General features: G+C 73.9%; 17 protein-coding genes. 11 read left to right on the forward strand and 6 right to left on the reverse strand.

Annotation, left to right across the window (positions count from 1 at the left end):
• The first annotated feature begins 48 nt into the window (after positions 1-48).
• The 10 genes from LG274_RS06615 (at position 49) to LG274_RS06660 (ending at position 11,784) form a co-directional block, all read left to right on the forward strand.
• Positions 49-1,152: a hypothetical protein gene (locus LG274_RS06615; RefSeq protein ID WP_404463512.1), complete on the forward strand. Its 1,104-nt coding sequence runs from the start codon at positions 49-51 to the stop codon at positions 1,150-1,152.
• Positions 1,153-1,219: 67 nt separating this feature from the next.
• On the forward strand, positions 1,220-2,440 hold the full coding sequence (locus tag LG274_RS06620; protein WP_404463514.1) for a PLP-dependent aminotransferase family protein: 1,221 nt from the start codon (positions 1,220-1,222) through the stop codon (positions 2,438-2,440).
• Positions 2,441-2,493: 53 nt separating this feature from the next.
• Complete coding sequence (locus tag LG274_RS06625; protein WP_404463516.1) at positions 2,494-4,143, forward strand: fumarylacetoacetate hydrolase family protein; 1,650 nt, start codon at positions 2,494-2,496, stop codon at positions 4,141-4,143.
• 19 nt (positions 4,144-4,162) lie between these two features.
• Positions 4,163-4,864, forward strand: coding sequence for a GntR family transcriptional regulator (locus tag LG274_RS06630; RefSeq protein WP_404466023.1), 702 nt, complete (start codon positions 4,163-4,165; stop codon positions 4,862-4,864).
• A complete protein-coding gene (hpaE, locus tag LG274_RS06635; protein WP_404463518.1) occupies positions 4,861-6,402 on the forward strand; it encodes a 5-carboxymethyl-2-hydroxymuconate semialdehyde dehydrogenase in 1,542 nt (513 codons plus the stop codon). Before LG274_RS06630 ends, hpaE begins: the two co-directional genes overlap by 4 nt.
• 295 nt (positions 6,403-6,697) lie before the next feature.
• Positions 6,698-7,864 carry a 3,4-dihydroxyphenylacetate 2,3-dioxygenase gene (hpaD, locus tag LG274_RS06640; protein ID WP_298712238.1) on the forward strand — a complete coding sequence of 389 codons (1,167 nt, stop codon included), beginning with the start codon at positions 6,698-6,700 and terminating at the stop codon, positions 7,862-7,864.
• Between the two features lie 227 nt (positions 7,865-8,091).
• Positions 8,092-8,478: a cupin domain-containing protein gene (locus LG274_RS06645; protein ID WP_319074424.1), complete on the forward strand. Its 387-nt coding sequence runs from the start codon at positions 8,092-8,094 to the stop codon at positions 8,476-8,478.
• A 91-nt stretch (positions 8,479-8,569) separates the two neighbouring features.
• The gene (hpaH, locus tag LG274_RS06650; RefSeq protein ID WP_298712230.1) at positions 8,570-9,355 is read left to right on the forward strand and encodes a 2-oxo-hept-4-ene-1,7-dioate hydratase; all 786 of its coding nucleotides are present in this window, start codon (positions 8,570-8,572) and stop codon (positions 9,353-9,355) included.
• A 15-nt stretch (positions 9,356-9,370) separates the two neighbouring features.
• Entirely contained in the window at positions 9,371-10,222 is an 852-nt protein-coding gene (locus tag LG274_RS06655; RefSeq protein ID WP_404463521.1) for an HpcH/HpaI aldolase/citrate lyase family protein, read from the forward strand.
• A 50-nt stretch (positions 10,223-10,272) separates the two neighbouring features.
• Positions 10,273-11,784 carry a YdiU family protein gene (locus tag LG274_RS06660; protein ID WP_404463523.1) on the forward strand — a complete coding sequence of 504 codons (1,512 nt, stop codon included), beginning with the start codon at positions 10,273-10,275 and terminating at the stop codon, positions 11,782-11,784.
• A 6-nt stretch (positions 11,785-11,790) separates the two neighbouring features.
• Here the strand turns inward: LG274_RS06660 and LG274_RS06665 are convergent, their stop codons facing one another.
• The 4 genes from LG274_RS06665 to LG274_RS06680 form a co-directional block, all read right to left on the reverse strand.
• Positions 11,791-13,095, reverse strand: a complete 1,305-nt coding sequence (locus LG274_RS06665; RefSeq protein ID WP_404463525.1) for an NAD(P)/FAD-dependent oxidoreductase — start codon at positions 13,093-13,095, stop codon at positions 11,791-11,793.
• Positions 13,092-13,421, reverse strand: coding sequence for a bifunctional 3-phenylpropionate/cinnamic acid dioxygenase ferredoxin subunit (locus LG274_RS06670; protein WP_298712694.1), 330 nt, complete (start codon positions 13,419-13,421; stop codon positions 13,092-13,094). The genes LG274_RS06665 and LG274_RS06670 overlap by 4 nt, the downstream gene beginning before the upstream one ends.
• A gap of 502 nt (positions 13,422-13,923) precedes the next feature.
• Positions 13,924-15,054: a histidinol-phosphate transaminase gene (locus LG274_RS06675; RefSeq protein WP_404463527.1), complete on the reverse strand. Its 1,131-nt coding sequence runs from the start codon at positions 15,052-15,054 to the stop codon at positions 13,924-13,926.
• Positions 15,055-15,084: 30 nt separating this feature from the next.
• Positions 15,085-15,855, reverse strand: coding sequence for an IclR family transcriptional regulator (locus LG274_RS06680; RefSeq protein WP_404463529.1), 771 nt, complete (start codon positions 15,853-15,855; stop codon positions 15,085-15,087).
• A 211-nt stretch (positions 15,856-16,066) separates the two neighbouring features.
• Here LG274_RS06680 and LG274_RS06685 point away from each other — a divergent pair, with 211 nt between their 5' ends.
• Complete coding sequence (locus LG274_RS06685) at positions 16,067-17,980, forward strand: FAD-dependent monooxygenase (protein WP_298712210.1); 1,914 nt, start codon at positions 16,067-16,069, stop codon at positions 17,978-17,980.
• 10 nt (positions 17,981-17,990) lie between these two features.
• Here the strand turns inward: LG274_RS06685 and LG274_RS06690 are convergent, their stop codons facing one another.
• Both LG274_RS06690 and LG274_RS06695 read right to left on the reverse strand, forming a co-directional pair.
• On the reverse strand, positions 17,991-19,664 hold the full coding sequence (locus LG274_RS06690) for a hypothetical protein (RefSeq protein WP_404463531.1): 1,674 nt from the start codon (positions 19,662-19,664) through the stop codon (positions 17,991-17,993).
• Positions 19,661-20,113 carry a hypothetical protein gene (locus LG274_RS06695; protein WP_298985243.1) on the reverse strand — a complete coding sequence of 151 codons (453 nt, stop codon included), beginning with the start codon at positions 20,111-20,113 and terminating at the stop codon, positions 19,661-19,663. Before LG274_RS06695 ends, LG274_RS06690 begins: the two co-directional genes overlap by 4 nt.
• Positions 20,114-20,143: the final 30 nt, after the last annotated feature.

Below are 20,143 nucleotides of genomic sequence, written 5' to 3' on the forward strand. Positions count from 1 at the left end.
CTACCATGAGAGGGCTCACCCGACCCCGCCCCGACACCAGGAGCCCGCATGCGCCATCCCCTCGCCCCGCGGGCCGTCCTGCTGACCGGCCTGGGCGTACTGGCCGCCGTCGGCACCGGGTGCATGGCCGCGCCGTCCGAGCCCGCGGCCTCCTCCGCGCCGGCCTCCTCCACCGGGGTGCCCGCCCCGGACGTGGCGGGCTACGCCCCGCTGACCGTCCACCTCGTGGTCCCGGCGGACGCCGCGCCCGAGGGAGCCTCGGGCCGCGCCATCGGCTGCGGGGACCTGCTGATCCCGGTGGAGACCTCCCCCGCCGACGCCCCGGACCGCGCCGCCTACGCCCTGGACTTCCTCCTCAGCGACGGACGGGGCTCCCACGGCGACCCGCCGCTCTACAACGAGCTCGTGGAGACGGGCAGCACCCTCGTCTCGACGGGGCATCGCCGCGAGGGCGACACCGAGGTGTTCACGTTCTCCGGCACGCTGAGCACGGAGGGCGAGTGCTCCGCCGCGCGCGTGCGGGCGCAGCTGCAGGAGACGGCCCGCGCCCAGACGGACGCCGCCCACGTGCGCCTCGAGGTGGACGGCCGGGACCTCGACGAGCTCCTCGGCCTCGCCCCGCTCGCCCTCGGCCCGGAGCCCTCGGCCTCCCCCGACGACGACGCGGCGGCCTCCGCCGGCGCCTCGCCGTCACCGACGGAGACGGCGGCGCAGGACGGCTCCGCCGAGCAGGCCTCCTCGTCCGCTCCCCCGGCGACTGCCTCCGCGACGCCGACCGTGGAGGCCTCCCGGGCCCCGGAGACCACGGAGACGGCGCCCTCGGCCGCCGAGACGTCGACGCCGGCCGCGGAGGGGGCTGCAGGGACGGAGGGTGCGGCGGGGACGGAGGAGACGCCGGGAGGCGCCGGCGCCGGCGGCGCGGGCTCCACGTCTGAGGGCTCCACCGCGGAGAACTCCTGGGCTCCCTCCTCCAGGTCCTCGTGGGCGTCCACCGCGTCCTCCTCCGCCCCCGTGGCGGATCGGGCCGAGGGCACGTCGCCCGCGGGCGACGCGGGGGAGGAAGCCGCGTCGACCACCGTCGGCACCCCCGGGGCGGGAGCGGCGGAGGGCGCCGCGACGTCGGGAGCGGCGGAGACCCCCACCACCCCCTGACCGCCCCGGTGAACCGCGTGCCCCTCCCCTGTCCGGCGGGGGGCGGCCCTTGCTAGGGTGCGGACTCGTGCATCCTCGTCGTGAACTCCTCGCCCAGCGCGCGCTCGGCGTGACCCAGTCCGCCGTGCGCGACGTCTTCGACATCGCGATGGACCCGAACCTCGTCTCGCTCGCGGGCGGCAACCCGTGGCTCGCGGACCTCCCGCTCGAGGAGCTCTCCCGGATCGCCGCGGACCTCGTGGCGCAGCACGGCACCGAGTCGCTGCAGTACGGCCCGGGCCAGGGCCTCGAGGAGATGCGCCAGGCGGCGGCCGCCGTCATGGCCGCGGACGGCATCCCGGACGCCGACCCCGAGCTCGTCGTCATCACGCCCGGCTCCCAGGCCGCCATCGACACCGCGTGCCGCACGTTCGCGAACCCGGGCGACGTCGTCGTGGTGGAGGACCCCACCTTCGTGGGCGCGCTGACCACGTTCAACACCTGGGAGCTGGATCCGGTGGCCACCCCCACGGACGAGCAGGGCCTCGTCCCGTCCGAGCTGGATGCCACGCTGACCGCGCTGGCCGCCGAGGGCCGACGCGTGGCCTTCCTCTACACGATCCCCTCGTTCGCCAACCCCTCCGGCGCCCTCCTCCCCGAGGAGCGCCGCGAGGAGGTGGCCGCGGTGTGCAAGAGGCACGGCGTGCTGATCGTGGAGGACAACCCGTACGGGCAGATCGCGTTCGACGGCGACCCGCTCACCCCGATCGCTGCGAAGCACCGGGACAACGTGGTGTACCTGGGCACGATGTCCAAGATCTTCTCCCCGGGCGTGCGCATCGGCTGGGCGCTCGTGCCCTCCGCCCTCAAGCGCGAGTTCTACCTCGGGGCGGAGTCCGCGTTCATCCACGCCTCCACGTACTCGCAGATGCTCTCCACCGCGTTCGTCACGCAGCTGGACTGGCAGGGGCACGTGCGCGCGGTGACGGGCCTCTACAAGGAGCGCGCCGAGGCCCTGGCGTCCGCGGTGCGCGAGCACTGGGACCCGGCCGTGGACGTCATCACCCCGCGCGGCGGCTTCTTCCTGTGGGCCACTCTCCCCCAGGGCGTGAACACGCTCGAGCTCATGCACCGCGGCATCGAGGCCGGCGCGGTGTTCGTCCCCGGCGCCGCGTTCACGCCGGTGGACGGGATCCACTCGACCCTGCGCCTGGCCTACCCCTTCGTGGAGTCCGAGAAGCTCGTGGAGGGCGCGCGCCGCCTGGCCCCCGTGGTGAACGAGGCGGTGGCGGCGAACCGCTCCCGCTGAGCCGCGCGCGGAGCCCCTTCCCCGGCCCCGGGTGATCGTATACGATCGCTGGCATGACGCAGAGCACACCCGAGATCTCCGGCCCGCAGCCCTCCGGCACCCCCACCGTCACGGAGCACGACTTCGCCGCGCGCGGCGCCCGTCCCGGCAAGGTGGTGGCCCTCCACCTGAACTACCCCTCGCGGATCGCCCAGCGCGGCCGCTCGCCGAAGTTCCCCGGCTACTTCCTCAAGGCCGGCACCTCGATCGCCCGTTCCGGCGACGTCGTCGAGCGCCCCGTCGGCACCGAGCTCCTCGCCTACGAGGGCGAGATCGCGCTCGTGATCGGCACCGCGGCCCGCCGCGTGAGCCCGGACCAGGGCTGGCGGCACGTCGCCGGCGTCACCGCCGCGAACGACTGGGGCCTCTACGACCTCCGCCACGCGGACAAGGGCTCCAACGTGAAGAACAAGTCGGGCGACGGCTACACGCCGCTCGGCCCGGCCGTCATCTCCGCGGACGGCCTGGACCCCGAGGCCCTGCGCGTGCGCACCTGGGTCAACGGCGAGCTCGTGCAGGACGACACCACCCAGGGCCTCGTCTTCCCGTTCGGTCAGCTCGTGGCCGACCTCTCCCAGCTCATGACCCTCGAGCCCGGCGACGTGATCCTCACCGGCACCCCCGCCGGCTCCTCCGTGGCCCAGCCCGGCGACGTCGTCGAGGTGGAGGTGGACGCCCCCACCGCCCCCGGCGCGCCCTCCACGGGCCGCCTGGTCAGCCGCGTGGCCGAGGCCGAGCAGCCGATGGCCCCCTACGGCCACGGCCCCCAGGTGGACGACCTCCAACGCGAGGAGGCGTGGGGCTCGCGCGCGGCCGCGGGCCTGCCCCCCGTGACGGAGGACGCCACGGACGCGGGGGCCGCCGACGCGGCCGGCACCCCGGCCGCCGAGGCCCCCAGCGCCGACGCCGCCTACCGCTGGGTGCCCTCCGAGCCCCGCCCGGACCGCACCCTGCTCACGGACGAGCTGAAGGCGAAGATCGCGGAGTGCGCGGTCGCCACCATCACCTCGCAGCTGCAGAGGCGCGGCATCCAGAACGCCACCATCGACGGCGTGCGCCCGATGCACCCCGGCCGCCGGATCGTCGGCTATGCCCGCACCCTGCGCTTCATCGCCAAGCGCGAGGACCTGTTCACCGAGTTCGGCGGCGGGTTCAACGCGCAGAAGCGCGCCATGGACGCCGTCCAGCCCGACGACGTGGTGGTCATGGAGGCCCGCGGCGAGGCCGGCACCGGCACCCTCGGCGACGTCCTCGCGCTGCGCACCCAGGTGGCCGGCGGCGTCGCCGTGGTCACCGACGGCGGCGTGCGCGACTCCGCCGCCGTGGCCGAGGTGGGCCTGCAGGTCTACAACGCGGCCGTCCACCCGGCCGTGCTCGGCCGCCGCCACATCCCGTGGGAGGTCGACGGCACCGTCACGTGCGGCGGCACCGCGGTGCAGCCCGGCGACATCGTGATCGGCGACGACGACGGCGTGGTGGTGGTGCCTCCGGCACTGCTGCAGGAGGTCATCGACGACGCGTGGGAGCAGGACCGCCAGGACGCGTGGGTGTACGAGCAGGTGCAGTCCGGCCAGCCCGTGGACGGCCTGTTCCCGCCGAACGCCGAGTGGAAGGCGCTGTACCAGCAGTTCCGCGAGGCCCAGCGTGACGCCGTCGAAGGCTGACGCCGCCTACCAGGCGATCATGCGCGGCATCCAGGAGCAGCGCTATGAGCCGGGCGACCGGCTGGTACTGGCCCAGATCGCCGAGGAGCTGGGGATGTCCGTGGTGCCCGTGCGCGAGGCGATCCGGCGCCTGCAGTCGGAGAGCCTGGTGGAGTTCCGCCGCAACGTGGGCGCGACCGTCGTCGGGATCGACCCCGTGGAGTACCGCTACACGATGGAGACCCTGGCGCTGGTGGAGGGCTACTCCACCGCGCAGTGCGCCCCGCACATGACCGCCGCCGGGATCGCGCGGGCGCGGGAACTCAACGCCCTGATGCGCATGCTGGTCACGGGTGAGGCGGACTGGGACGCCGTGCAGTTCACGGACCTGAACCGCCGCTTCCACGCCCTCCTGTTCGAGCACCACCAGAATTACCACGTGCAGGACCTGGTGCGCCGCGGCTGGAACCGCCTCTCGGCCCTGCGCGCCTCCACGTTCGCGTACGTGCCCGGGCGGGCGGCCGCCTCGGTGCGCGAACACGAGGAGCTGCTGCGGCTGATCGAGGGGCGGGCGGAGTTCGCCGCCGTCGAGCACGCCGCGCGGACCCACCGGCTCAACACCCTGCACGCGTACCTGGACCACCAGGCGTCCCTGGAGGACGCCCACACCGAGACCCCGTCCCCCGCCGACACCCCGGCGACGACGTCACCCACCCGAGCACAGCTGGAGAGGACACCATGAGCGAGAACACCGTCTCCCACCGCAGGCCCGAGGGCCTCCCGGACGTCATCCGCCACTACATCGACGGCCGGCTCGTCGACTCCATGGACGGCGACACCTTCGACGTCCTGGACCCCGTCACCAACACCGCGTACATCAAGGCCGCCTCCGGCAAGTCCGCGGACGTCGACCGCGCCGTGGCCGCCGCGAAGGCCGCCTTCGAGGGCGGCGAGTGGGCGCAGGCCATGCCGCGTCAGCGCTCCCGCGTGCTGCACAGGATCGCCGACATCATGGAGACCCGCGGCGACCAGCTCGCCGAGATGGAGTGCTTCGACACCGGCCTGCCGATCAAGCAGGCCAAGGGCCAGGCCGCCCGCGCCGCGGAGAACTTCCGCTTCTTCGCGGACCTGATCGTGGCCCAGCACGACGACGCCTTCAAGGTGCCCGGCCGCCAGGCCAACTACGTGAACCGCAAGCCGATCGGCGTCGCGGGCCTCATCACGCCGTGGAACACCCCGTTCATGCTCGAGTCCTGGAAGCTCGCCCCGGCCCTGGCCACCGGCAACTCCGTGGTGCTCAAGCCGGCCGAGTTCACCCCGCTCTCGGCCTCCCTGTGGGGCGGCATCTTCGAGGAGGCCGGGCTGCCCCAGGGCGTCTTCAACATGGTGCACGGCTTCGGCGAGGAGGGGTTCGCGGGCGACCCGCTCGTGAAGCACCCGGACGTCCCGCTGATCTCCTTCACCGGCGAGTCCCGCACCGGCCAGATCATCTTCGGCAACGCGGCCCCGTACCTGAAGGGCCTGTCCATGGAGCTCGGCGGCAAGTCCCCGGCCGTCGTCTTCGCGGACGCGGACCTGGACACCGCCATCGACGCGACGATCTTCGGCGTGTTCTCCCTCAACGGCGAGCGCTGCACCGCCGGCTCCCGCATCCTCGTGCAGCGCGAGGTCTACGACGAGTTCGTGGAGCGCTACGCGAAGCAGGCCGCCAACGTGAAGGTCGGCCTGCCCTCCGACCCCACCACCGAGGTCGGCGCGCTCGTGCACCCCGAGCACTACGAGAAGGTCATGTCCTACGTGGAGATCGGCAAGGGCGAGGCCCGTCTCGTGGCCGGCGGCGGCCGCCCGGAGGAGTTCCCGGAGGGCAACTTCGTGCAGCCCACCGTGTTCGCGGACGTGGCCCCGGACGCCCGGATCTTCCAGGAGGAGATCTTCGGCCCGGTCGTGGCGATCACCCCGTTCGACACGGACGAGGAGGCCCTCGAGCTGGCCAACAACACCAAGTACGGCCTGGCCGCCTACATCTGGACCAACGACCTCAAGCGCGCCCACAACTTCGCTCAGGACGTCGAGGCCGGCATGGTGTGGCTGAACTCGAACAACGTGCGCGACCTGCGCACGCCGTTCGGGGGCGTGAAGGCCTCGGGCCTCGGCCACGAGGGCGGCTACCGCTCGATCGACTTCTACACCGATCAGCAGGCCGTGCACATCAACCTCGGCGAGGTGCACAACCCCGTGTTCGGCAAGCAGGAGCAGGCCGCCTCGAAGATGGACGGCTGACGCGCCGGGCCTCCGCCGTCGTTCGCGAAGCGGGGCCCCACCTCCGCTTCCCTTCGCAGAGCGGGAGGCTGAGGCCCTCTGCCCACCGACGGCGCCCGCACCCTCCTCGTGAAGGCACGGGCGCCGTCGTCGTGCCGGGGGCGCATCCGTTGCGGCACGGACGCAGGGGTGGGCGGGAATGCCCGTCCCGCCCTTCCCCCCGGGCCGCGTGATCGTATACGATCGAGCCAGTGACCGTGTCCCAGGCCACAGCGGGGCGTCACCGCCGACACCCCACCTCAGCGAAGGAGCATCGATGACCAACCTCGAGAGCCGCCAGAAGACCTCGTCCGGCTTCTACGTGACCAAGGAAGCCCCCATCACCCCGGAGAACCCCCTCCCCACCCCGACGTCCGAGGCGCCGGACATCCTGCGCTGCGCGTCCATGGAGCTCGTGGTCACGGACCTGGAGCGCTCCCGCAGCTTCTACGTGGACGTGCTGGGCCTCGTGGTGACCGAGGAGGACGACGAGGTCATCTACCTCCGCTCCATGGAGGAGTTCATCCACCACAACCTGGTGCTGCGCAAGGGCGAGATCGCCGCCGTCGCCGCGTTCTCCTACCGCGTGCGCACCCCCGAGGACCTGGACAAGGCCGTGGCCTTCTACGAGGAGCTCGGCTGCCGCGTGGAGCGCAACAAGGACGGCTTCGTGAAGGGCGTCGGCGACTCCGTGCGCGTCGAGGACCCGCTGGGCTTCCCCTACGAGTTCTTCTACGAGACCGAGCACGTGGAGCGCCTGGCCTGGCGCTACGACCTCTACACCCCCGGCGCGCTGGTGCGCCTGGACCACTTCAACCAGGTGACCCCGGACGTGCCCCGCGCCGCGAAGTTCATGCAGGACCTGGGCTTCCGCGTCACCGAGGACATCCAGGACGAGCAGGGCACCGTGTACGCCGCGTGGATGCGCCGCAAGCCCACCGTGCACGACACCGCCATGACCGGCGGCGACGGGCCCCGCATGCACCACGTCTGCTTCGCCACGCACGAGAAGCACAACATCCTCTCGATCTGCGACAAGCTCGGCGCGCTGCGCATGTCCGACCACATCGAGCGCGGCCCCGGCCGCCACGGCGTCTCGAATGCGTTCTACCTGTACCTGCGCGATCCGGACGGCCACCGCGTCGAGGTCTACACCCAGGACTACTACACCGGCGACCCGGACAACCCCGTGGTCACCTGGGACGTGCACGACAACCAGCGCCGCGACTGGTGGGGCACCCCGGTCGTGCCGTCGTGGTACACGGACGCCTCCCTCGTGCTCGACCTCGACGGCAACCCGCAGCCCGTCGTCGCCCGCACGGACGAGTCCGAGATGGCCGTGACCATCGGCGCCGACGGCTTCTCCTACACCCGCGAGACCGAGGGCGAGGAGTCCATGCCCGAGTGGAAGCAGGGCGAGTACAAGCTGGGCAACCAGCTCTGATCCGCTGAGCCGGACCGCCGGTGCGCGACACCACCGCTGTGCCGGACCGCCGGCGCATCAGCTGGGCGCAGTACTGCCAGGTAACCCCCAGGGTTACCTGGCAGTACTGCGCCCAGCTCATCCAGTGCCTGTGTCGCGGGAGGCCTTTGCCGCGGGGAACCTGGGGGCCTGGGGGCGGGGGCGGGGACCGCAGACATGGCGGACGACACCCGGACTAGCCTGGCGGCATGGACGAGACGAACGCGCCGACCCCTGAGGCGCCCCGCGTGCTGGCCGACGTCGCCGCGCTGATGGACGGGCTGGCCGCGGCGGAGCCCGGCGCGGCCTGGCGTCTGAAGGACGACCCGCGCGACCTGGACGTGAACCTCGTGCGGCTGCCCGCAGGCGGGCGCAACGAGCCGTTCGAGGGCCCCGGGCTGGACATCCTGGTGCACGTCGTCGCCGGCTCGGGCGTGCTCCACACCGACGGCGGCGACGTTCCCATCCGCGCCGGCCAGCTGCTGTGGCTGCCGAAGAGCTCCCGCCGCGGCTTCACCGCTGGAGACGAGGGCCTCGCCTGGCTGACGGCGCACCGGCGGAAGCAGGGGCTCGCGATCGGACACCGGCCGGGCTGAGGCCCGCACCGCCGTCGTGAGCGGGCCCACACCCGGGCGGATCGCAACGTATACGATTGGCGCAGCCCGCCGTCGCACCCCGAGGAGCACCATGCTGGACCACGAGACGCACGTGAAGATCGCCGACGAGCTCTTCGAGGCCGGCCGCACCGGCACCCCCGTGCCCCTGCTGACCGCCCGCCACGCGGGCATGGAGATCGAGGACTCCTACGCTGTGCAGCGCATCTGGGCGGAGCGCCGCGTGGAGGCGGGGCGCCGCGTCGTCGGGCACAAGATCGGCCTGACCTCCAAGGCCATGCAGGCCGCCACCGGGATCACCGAGCCGGACTACGGCGTGATCTTCGACGACCAGGTGTTCGAGTCCGGCCACGAGTACGAGACCGCGCGCATCACCAACCCCCGCATCGAGATGGAGCTCGCCTTCGTGCTCAAGGAGGAGCTGCGCGGCCCGAACGTGACCCTCTTCGACGTGCTGCGCGCCACCGAGTACGTGGTGCCCGCGCTCGAGGTCCTCGACGCCCACGTGGAGCTGCAGGGCCGGACCATCGTGGACACCATCGCGGACAACGCCGCGCTCGGCTCCATGGTGCTCGGCGGCCGCCCCGTGGCCCCCGACGCCGTGGACCTGCGCTGGGTGGCCGGGACGCTCTCCCGCAACCAGACCATCGAGGAGACCGGCGTGGCCGCGGGCGTGCTGAACCACCCGGGCAACGGCGTGCACTGGCTGGCCAACCGCCTGGCCGAGCACGGCGACGCGCTCGCCGCCGGGGAGATCGTGCTCGCCGGCTCCTTCACCCGCCCGATGCACGTCAGCGCCGGGGACACCGTCACCGCCGACTACGGGCCGCTCGGCACCGTCACCTGCCGGTTCGCCTGAGAGGACCCCCCCGCCATGCCCGTGCGCCACCACCCCCAGCCCCTCGTGAGGGACCTGTTCACCGCGGAGGCCCGCGCCGCTCGCGGCGGCCGCCCCGCCGCCGGCATGTTCCTCAGCTCCGGGGACTGCACGGCCGCGGAGATCTGCGCCGGCGCGGGCATGGACTACCTCCTGATCGACGGCGAGCACGCCCCGCTCTCGCTCGAGACCGTCCTCGCGCAGCTGCGCACGATCGCCGGGTACGGCGTGCCCGTGATGACCCGCGTGCCCGCCCTCGACGTGGTGCTGGTGAAGCAGTTCCTGGACCTCGGCGCCCAGACCCTGCTCGTGCCGATGGTGGACGACCCCGAGCAGGCCGCCGAGGCCGTGCGCGCTGTGCGGTATCCGCCGCAGGGGGTGCGCGGCGTCGGGTCGGCGCTGGCGCGGTCGGGGCGCTGGAACCGGATCGAGGGGTACCTGCCGCAGGCGGCGGACCACGTCAGCCTGTTCGTGCAGATCGAGACGGCGGCCGGCGTCGAGAACGCCCGGGCCGTCGCGGAGGTCGACGGCGTGGACGGTGTGTTCGTGGGCCCCTCCGACCTGTCCGCGTCGATGGGGCTGCTCGGTCAGCAGGCCCACCCGGACGTGGTGGCCGCTGTGGAGTCGGTGATCACCGAGGTGAAGACTGCCGGGAAGGTCGTCGGCGTCAACGCGTTCGTGACGGCCCAGGCGCAGGCCTACGCGGCCGCCGGGGCGGACTTCGTCAACGTGGGGGCCGACGTCGCCCTGCTGGCCCGTGCCGCCGAGGCCCTCGCCGAGACCTGGTGCCCCGCCCCGGAGGCCGGCGATCCAGGCGACGGCGAGGGCACGCCCCGCGCGTCGTACTGACAGGCGCTCTGACCGGGCCGGACCCCCGGTCACCGTGCCACCCTGGATCCATGCCCACCCCCGGTTCGAAGACCCCGCGCCTCACCCACCGCTTCGCCGACACGTTCCCCGAGCTCGCCCTGCCGTGGGAGGCCCAGGAGACGCCCGCGCCTCAGCTGGCCCTGCTCAACAACGAGCTCGCCGAGCTGCTGGGCATGGACGCGGAGTGGCTCGCCACCGACGACGGCGTCCGGTTCCTCACCGGCGAGCAGCCCGGCCCGGACGCCCGCCCAGTCGCGCAGGCGTACGCGGGGCACCAGTTCGGCGGCTACTCGCCGCGGCTCGGCGACGGCCGCGCCCTGCTGCTCGGTGAGATCGCCCCGATCCTTCCGGGCGCCGACTCCCCCGCCGCAGCCCGCGCCCTGCGCGACCTCCATCTGAAGGGGTCCGGCCGCACCCCCTTCGCGCGCGGCAACGCGGACGGCCAGGCCGTCCTCGGCCCCATGCTGCGCGAGTACGTCGTGGCCGAGGCGATGCACGCCCTCGGCGTGCCGACCACGCGCGCGCTCGCCGTCGTCGCCACGGGCGCCCAGGTGCTGCGCGAGGACCTGCTGCCCGGGGCCGTGCTCGCGCGCGTCGCCGCCTCCCACCTGCGGGTGGGCACGTTCCAGTACGCGGCGGCGCTCCCGGACGCGGAGGCCTCGAAGGACCTGCTGCGCCGGCTCGTGGACGAGGCCGTCGCCCGCCACCACCCGCACGCCGCCGACGCCGAGAACCCGGCGCTCGCGCTCTACGAGGCGGTGGTCGGCGCGCAGGCCGAGCTCGTGGCGCGCTGGATGCTCGTGGGGTTCGTGCACGGCGTGATGAACACGGACAACGTGACGCTCTCGGGCGAGACGATCGACTACGGCCCGTGCGCCTTCATCGACGCGTTCGACCCCGGCGCCACGTTCTCCTCGATCGACGTGCAGCACCGCTACGCCTTCGGCAACCAGGGCCCCATCGCGGCGTGGAACCTCGCCCGGCTCGGCGAGACGCTGCTCCCCCTGCTCGACGACGACCCGAACCGGGCCGTGGAGCTCGCCCAGGAGGCCCTCGCCGGGTTCCAGGCCCGGCACCTGGCCGCGTGGCGCGGCGGGCTGCGGCAGAAGCTGGGGCTGAGCACGGACGTGCCGGACGAGACCGTCGCCGAGCTGACCGACCGGCTCTTCGTGCAGCTGACCGAGGCGAGCACGGACTGGACCTCGTTCTGGGTCCGCTTGGCGGACATGGCCGAGGCCGATGCGGAGGCCGATCGCCTCATCCCGGGCGCCCGCACCCCCGACGAGGTGGCCGCGTGGCTGCGCGACTGGCGGGCCCTGAGCCCGGACGCCGCCGCGATGCGCCGCGTGAATCCGGTCTACATCCCGCGCAACCACCTGCTGGACGCCGCACTCATGGCGGCCGAGGACGGGGACCTCGCGCCCGTGCGCGAGCTGCTCGAGGCGGTCACGGACCCGTTCGCCCCACGCCCCGGCTTCGAACGGTACGCGGAGCCGGCCGCGGTGGACGGCGCCCCGTTCGTCACCTACTGCGGGACCTGAGCGCCGTCACCCGCGCGCGAGAGACCTCACGGGCACCGCCGGATCCGCGAGGGCCTCCGGGTCCACCCGGATTGCGCGGTCGATGATCCGCCGCGCCGCCTTCACGGCCATCGGATCGTCCACGGACGCGGCCCCGCGCATCGTGCCGTCCGCGGCGAGCGCGAAGCTCGCCACCGTCCGGCCCCGCACCTCGCGGTGGACGTGCCGGCCGCCGTCGGGAAGCGCCATGTCCCCCACGGCCTCGACGTGCGCGCCGTGCCGGTCCGACCAGAACCACGGCGCGCCGGGCGCGGCCGGCTCCTCGCCCATCAGGGCCGCGGCGGCCGCGACGCCCGCCTGCATGGCCGGCTCCCAGTGCCGCGACGCCGGCCAGGCCGAGTCCCGCAGCCGCGCGACGTCGCCGACGGCGAGGATCCCCGGCACGGACGTCCGGCCCGCGGCGTCCACCAGCACGCCGTCCGCGGTCTCGATCCCAGCCTTCTCGGCGAGTGCGGTCTCCGGGACGGTGCCCGTGGCCAGCACGACGACGTCGGCGTCCACGGTGCGGCCGTCCTCGAGATGGACGCGGTGGGCGGTGGGGAGTCCGCCGCCGGGATCGTCCACCGCCTCGTCCGCGTGCTCGATCCGCGCGACGCGCCCGACCTCCAGCTCGACCCCGTTCTCGGCGTGCATGCGGTGCAGGCGCGCGGTGATCGCCGGTCCGACGGCGGTCAGTGAGGGCGTCTCGGTGCTCGTCACGAGCGTGACGTCGGCGAAGGCGGCGCGGGCCGACGACGCGGCCTCGGCGCCCGTGAACCCTCCGCCGATCACCGCCACGCGCGCCCCGAAGTGCAGCCGGGCCACGAGTGCGTCCGCGTCGGCGCGGGTACGCAGGGTGATCAGCCGCGCATCGTCGGCGCCGGGCACCGCCAGCGGGCGCACCCGACCGCCCGTCGCGAGGACCACGACGTCCGCCTCCCGGGCCTCCCCCGTGTTCAGCCGCACGCGGTGCCGCACGTCCGCGCCGCCGGGCTCGAGCGCCTCAGCCCGCGCGGTCACGACCTCCACTCCGTGCTCGGCGAACCACGACGGCGGGGCGAGGAGCAGCCGGGGCCCGTCCGTCTCCCCGGTCAGGTAGTCCTTTGACAGCGGCGGTCGGTCGTAGGGCAGGCCCTCGGGGTCCGCGATCGTCAGCGCGCCCGCGAAACCGCGACGGCGCAGCTCGCGCACCAGGGAGAACCCGGCCAGCCCGCCGCCGAGCACGAGCACGGAGGCGGAAGCCCCGCCGGGAGCCCCGCCGTCGTCCGCCACAGGCACGAGGCCCGCGCTCATTCGCCCGGCGTCAGGTAGAGCTGACCGTCCCGCGCCTCCACCGCATGCGTGCCGACCGGCTTCGTGGCCGGCAGGCACAGCGCCTCGCCGGACCTGAGGCAGAACTCGGCGGAGTGCAGCGGGCACTCGACCTTCGTCCCCTCGAGCCACCCCTCGGCCAGGGATGCGTCCTCGTGGGTGCAGGTGTCGTCGATCGCGTAGAACGCGCCGTCCTCGGCGTGGAACACCGCGACGTCGTCGCGCGTGCCCGCCGTCTGCGCCGGGATCACGCGGGACTCGCCCTCCGGGATGTCCGCCGCCGCGCCGATGTGGATGGGCTCCGCCATGTGCTGCCTCCGTGCTCCGCCGGCCCACGCCGGCTCCTTCAGGGTCTGCACGCCACGGTATCGCGCGGGCGTCAGAGGACCTCGACAGCGCGCACCGTCCCGTCCGCGCAGCGCCTCGAGCGGGGCGGGGGCGGTGGCCATGTCCTCGTCCGAGCGGACGGGGACGTTCAGGAGCACCCAGAGCAGCGCCGTCGTGACCAGGGTGATCGAGGTGACCTTGCGCAGGCAGCCCTTCGCCGAGGCCCACATGGAGGTGAGCACGGTGCGGGCACGCGCATCGCGATCAGCAGCACGTAGACCGGCAGGCTCGGCCGGTCACGTCGCGCTCGCGCAGCGCGCGGGTCACGGGGAGAAGGAGGGCCATGGGGTCCTCGCCTGGGGTGCCGTGCCCCGGACCGGCGGTCCGGGACGCTCGGTGCCGTCACCGGAATGACGTCTGACGGGCGTGAGCTACGGGGGGCCTTACTCCCCTCGGCGGCGACGCGCACCTCCCCCGATCGACTCAGGACCGGAACGCGCGCGCCACCTCGAGGAAGCGGTCGTTGGCCTCGACCTCACCCATCGTGACGCGGACGCCCTCGCCCGCGAACGCCCGCACCGAGAGCGCTCGGGCCTGGGCTGCCTCGGCGAACGCGGCGGTCTGATCACCCAGCGGCAGCCACACGAAGTTGGCCTGGGTCTCGGGCACGTCCCAGCCGGCCTCCTGCAGCGCGGCGACGACGCGCACGCGCTCGTCCACCACGGTCTGCACGTGGCCGAGGACCTCGTCCAGGTGCTCGAGCGAGGCGACGGCGGCCTGCTCGGCGAGCGTGGAGACGGCGAAGGGCACGGCCACCGTGCGCAGCGCGGAGGTGATCTCCGGGTGGGACACGGAGTAGCCGACACGGAGGTTGGCCAGGCCGTGGGCCTTGGAGAAGGTGCGCAGCACCACCACGTTGCGGTGCTTCCGGTACATCTCCAGGCCCTTGACGGCGTCCTCGTCCCGGATGAACTCCACGTAGGCCTCGTCGATCACCACGAGGATGTGGGAGGGCACCTTCGCCAGGAAGTCCTCCACCTCGGCCGTGGTGAGCGCCGGGCCGGTGGGGTTGTTCGGGGTGCACAGCAGGATCACGCGCGTGCGGTCCGTGATGGCGTCCAGCATGGCCGGCAGGTCGTGTCGGTGGTCCGCGGTGAGCGGCACCATGACGTCCTTCGCGCCGGCGCTGCGGGCCACGATCGGGTAGGCCTCGAAGGAGCGCCACGCGAAGATCACCTCGTCCGGCTCGGTGCCCTCCCCCTCGCCCGCGAAGGCGGTGATGATCTGGGACAGCGCGCCCAGCGAGCCGGCGCCGGTGACGATGTCCTCGGCCGGGACGTCCAGGTGGGGGGCCAGCTTCTCACGCAGCTCCGTGGCGAGCGGGTCCGGGTAGCGGCACAGCAGGCTCGGGGCGCCCTCGACGCCGGCCACGATCTCGTGCACGCGCTCCACGACGCCCGGCACCGGGGCGAACGGGTTCTCGTTCGAGGAGAGCTTGTAGGGGGCGAGTCCGGGGACGGCCACGGGCGGCTTGCCGGCCGCGTACGGCGGCAGCTTGCCGACCTTGGCGTGGGCACGGACGACGGCGGGGCTGGGCTGAGCGGAGTCGGTCATGTGGCACAGGATACGGCGGTGACGAGGCTCTCAGCCGTCGCCGAGGGCGGCCGCCACCCGCTGAGCGGCGGCGGACAGGCGGGCCCCGATCGCCTCGAGGTCCTCCGCCCGGGTCGCGAAGACGACGGCGAGCGCCGCCGGGAACTGGCCCCGCACCGCGAGCGGCACGGCCACCGAGGACACGCCGGTGATCACCTCGTCGCGGCTCGAGGCCCAGCCGCGCGCGCGGGCGCCGGCGACCTCCGGACGTTCGGCGCCGTCGTCGTGCGAGCCCACCCCCTGCCCGCCCTCGGCGCGGCGGGCGCGCTGCGCGGCCCACTCCGCCTCCGGCATGGCGGCCGCGAGGGCGATGCCCGGCGCGCCGACCCCCAGCGGGTGGCGCGTGCCCGGCCGCTGGGTCACGAGGTTGCCGCGCGGGGGCTCCACCGTGGCGAGGGTGAGGCAGTCCGCGCCGTCCCAGACCACGAGGAAGGCGGTCATGTGGAGGTCGGCCGAGACGGAGGTGAGCTCGGGCAGGGCCGCGGCGCGCAGGTCCGGCTCCACCCGGCCCGCAAGCACCGCGAGGCCCGGGGCGACGAGGACGCGGCCGGCGTCGTCCCGGCGCAGGAGGCCGTGCTCCTCGAAGGTGCGGAGCATGCGGTAGGCCACCGAGCGGTGGACGCCGAGGCCTTCGGCGAGCTCGGCGATGGTGGGCGGCGTGGGCGCCTCGGCCACGGCCTCGAGCATCGTGAGCGCACGGGAGAGGGTCTGCGACGGCGCCTCGGCGCGCACGGGGCGGGAGCGGGACGTCTCGGGGGGCATCGTGCGCTCCTTCGCTCAACGGGGCCGGGCGGAACGGGGTGGACGGACCGCGCCGGGGCACACCGGACGGCGTGTGGGCGCCCCCACGCGGGGTTGTGAAGCCGGTCACGCCCGCGTACAGTCTGCCACAGGCGTGTTCCCTCTGGGAACGACGCGTTCTCTGAGCGAACAGGCGCCGGGTGCCATCCTCGGCCGCAGCGAAAGGTCTCCCATGCTGTTCCACCACCACGGCTACGTCTCCACCGATCCCCGCGTCCAGCCCGCCGCCGGCACGGGCCTCACCCGCCCCGCCGAGCTGCCGGACGAGATGGACGTGCTGATCGTCGGCACGGGCCCCGCCGGCATGATCGCCGCGGCCCAGCTCGCGATGTTCCCGGACGTCCACGCCCGCATCATTGAGCGCCGCCCGCACCGCCTCGAGATCGGCCAGGCCGACGGCATCCAGGCCCGCTCCGTGGAGACCTTCCAGGCGTTCGGATTCGCGAACCAGATCATCGACGAGGCCTTCGACCTCACCTCGATGGCCTTCTGGAACCCGGACCCCGAGAACCCGGCGGACATCGTCCGCACCCAGCTCGCCGAGGACGACCCGGAGGGCGTCTCCGAGTTCCCGCACCTGATCGTGAACCAGGCGCGCATCCTGGACTGGTTCGCCGAGTTCATGATGAACGCCCCGGCCCGCATGGCCCCTGACTACGGCTGGGCCTTCGAGTCCCTCGACGACTCCGGCACCGGCGCGCACCCCGTCTCCGTGACCCTGCGCCGCACGGTGGACGCCGAGGGCAACGCCCTGGAGAACCCGGAGGACGGCGAGCTGCGCACCGTGCGCGCGACGTACGTGGTGGGCGCGGACGGCGCCGGCTCGCGCGTGCGCAAGGCGATCGGCCACTCCCTCTCCGGCGACGCCGCCAACCACGCGTGGGGCGTCATGGACGTCCTCGCGGACACCGACTTCCCGGACATCCGCACGAAGTGCTCGATCCACTCGCAGGCCGGCTCGATCCTCCACATCCCCCGCGAGGGCGGGCACCTGTTCCGCATGTACGTGGACCTGGGGGTGGTGCCGGAGGGCGACGGCCACACCATCCGCAAGACCCCGCTCGAGGAGGTCATCAAGCGCGCCCAGGCGATCCTCCACCCCTACCGCCTCGACGTGAAGGAGACCGCCTGGCACTCGGTGTACGAGGTCGGCCACCGCCTGACCTCGGGCTTCGACAACCGCGAGCGCGTGGGCCAGCCCACCGTGTTCCTGCTCGGCGACGCCTGCCACACCCACTCCGCGAAGGCCGGCCAGGGCATGAACGTGTCCATGCAGGACGGCTGGAACCTGGGCTGGAAGCTCGGCCACGTCCTCTCCGGCCGCGCACCCCAGGAGCTGCTCGCCACCTACGCGGACGAGCGCAAGGACATCGCCAAGAACCTGATCGACTTCGACAAGGAGTGGTCCACGCTCATGGCGAAGCCCGTCTCCGAGCTGGGTGATCCGAACTACGTGGCGGAGTTCTACACGAAGACCGCTGAGTTCCCTGCGGGCTTCATGACCCAGTACCAGCCGTCCATGCTGACCTCGGGCACCGCGCACCAGGACCTGGCATCCGGCTTCCCTGTGGGCAAGCGCTTCAAGTCCGCCCTCGTGGAGCGCTCATGCGACACCAACGTGAAGCACCTGGGCCACCTGCACCGCGCGGACGGCCGCTGGCGCGTCTACGTGTTCGCGGACTCCGCGTCCCCCCGTTCAGCGGACTCGCAGGCGGCCGCCTGGGCCCGGGCGATCGCGGAGGACCCGCAGTCCTTCCGCAACCGCTTCACCCCGCCCGGCGCGCCCGAGGACACCGTGTTCGACGTCAAGGTCGTGTACCAGCAGCAGCAGTCCGAGTTCGACTGGACCGACGCGCCCGCCGTGTTCGTGCCGACCACGGGCCCGCTCGGCCTGCGCGACCTGAACAACGTGTTCGCCACGTGCCGGCCCAAGCACGGCGAGGACGTCTTCGAGGCGCGCGGCATCAGCCGCGACGGCGCCGTCGTGGTCGTCCGCCCGGACCACTACGTGTCCGGCGTCTTCCCGCTGGACGCCCCCGCGATGGTGAACGAGTTCTTCGCGGGCGTGCTGTCCGACCGGGCCTGACCCGACCGGCTCAGCGGCTGCGCGGCGTGCGGGCGATCTCCTCGGGCGCCTGGCTGACCACCCCCGCCCGACGCCGCGCGTCGGCGTCCTCGACGCTCCGCCGCAGGCGCACCGTCCGGCTGGAGAGCACGGCGCCCGTGGCCAGCCCGGCGAGCGCGGCGTGCACGCCGGCCACCTCGGCGCGAGCGGCGGGGTCGGCGGCCTCGAAGTCCTCGATCATGCGGGTGTAGTCCCCGAGCGCGTGGGCACGGTCCAGGTCAGTCCCGACGGCCTCCGCATCCTGTCCCAGGCGCGAGGCGAGCCCGGGCAGGTCGTGGGGGTCCAGCCGGTCCGGCCCCAGCCGCTCGAGCCCGTCCTCCCATCCCGCCTCGGACGAGGTCCCCGGGGCGAGCAGCGCGGGTGCCTCGTCCGGCCCCTCGGGGTGGAAGGTGACGGTGGCCCGCTGGAGGCCGAGGGGGTTCGGGCCGCCGTCGGCCGCGGTGTAGAGGTCACGGTCCGTGGCGAACTCGAGGATCGGCACACCGGCCGGCGCGGACTGGTTCCCGTTCGGCGCACCCACGGTCATGACGCCGCGCACCGAGTAGGCCTGGGAGAATCCGGGATCGTCCGCGAGGTTGACCGCGTGCACGCCGCCCTGGCTGTACCCGGCCAGCAGGAGGTCGGCGCCCGTCGGCACGCCCGCCGCCGCGAGGGCCTGCGCGATGCCGGACGCCGTCCGGCGCGAGTCGTTCCCCAGCGCGTCGAGGTTGCCCCCACCGTCCGCCCAGTTGTCCAAGCGATGCTGCGGCAGCAGCCCCTCCTGGGTGCCCGGCAGGCCCACGAGCCACACGTCCGCGCCGTCCGCGCCGCGGATCCGGGTGACGGTCACCGCGCCCTCGCCGTCGCTGTGCCGCGGGATGAGGTGCGCGACCTCGGACAGGTGGCCGGTGAGACGCCGGGGCGCCTCGAGGTGGTCCACAGGCTCCCCGGCGACCTCGAGGGGATCAGCGTTCGTGGGGTCCAGGAGCGGGTAGACCTCGGCGATGAGCCGCCACGCGGCCGCGGGCGTGAGGCGCAGGCTGGGGTCGATGTCCCCCAGGCGGTCCGCCGCCCACTCGAGCTCACCGCCCAGCTCCCCCACGGCGCACTGCCCCGCCACCCAGTCCCGCACGGGCCCGCCGAATCCACCGATGGCCGCGATGCCCCCGTCCACCGCCGTCCCCACGGGGAGGCCGAGCAGCTGGGCCAGGAGCGCCTCCCCCACGACCTCCGTGCCCGCACGCACGAGGAACTCCGCCTCCTCGACGGACAGGCCGTCCGCCGCCCGCGCCTCGAGCGCGGCTCCCAGCACGGCCGCCCGCGGGTCCTCCGCGTCCATGACGCCGGCCGCCCCCTGCTCGGCCCGGCGGTACGCCTCCGCAGCCCGCCGCAGGTCCTCCCGGTTGCGGGCGAGCGCGTCCGTCAGGCCCTGGAGACGGCGGGCGCCCTCGCGCAGCGCCTCCCGCAGGCGGGCCGCCACGCCCGGGCCGGAGGCGGCCCGGTCCACGAGGGACGCCGCGTGCTCGGCGTGGAACACCAGGACGCGGGTGACGTCCGCGGCCTCGCGGAACCGCTCGGCGGCCGCGTCGATGCCGTCCAGGTCCGCGTAGACGGACCCCGGACCGCCCTGGGTGCTGAAGCGGACCACGCCTCCCACGCCGCTCACACCCCCGCCACGCTCAGCAGTGCGGCCCGGGCGGACTCCTCCACCTGGCGGATCCGCTGCTCGGCGGCGAGCCGGGCGTCCTCAGCCTCCCGCTCGGCCGCGGCGAGCAGGGCCAGCCACTCCTCGGCGGAGGCGACGAGCGCCCCCGCCTCGGCCAGCAGCGCCTCGGCCCGGGCCAGGTGCTCCCGCGCCGCGCTCGACCGCCACTCCACCTCGAGGGTCGCGCGGATGATCCCCTGCGCCGCCAGGAGCTCCCGGAGCAGCCCCTGGAGGGGATCCCACGCCGCGCGCAGCACCGTAGCGGCCCCCAGCGCGTCCTCGAGATCGTCCTGCGCGCCGCTGAAGCGGCCGGCGAGGGACGCGACGACGTCGTCCAGGCCCACGGCGCGCAGCAGCGGGACCGGGGAGGGAGGGAGGAGGGGCGCGGAGATCAGCTCGGCGACGGGCATGGCCCCACGGTAGGGAGGGCGCGCGGCCAC

The organism is Micrococcus antarcticus, from assembly GCF_044872765.1.
GTDB lineage: Bacteria > Actinomycetota > Actinomycetes > Actinomycetales > Micrococcaceae > Micrococcus.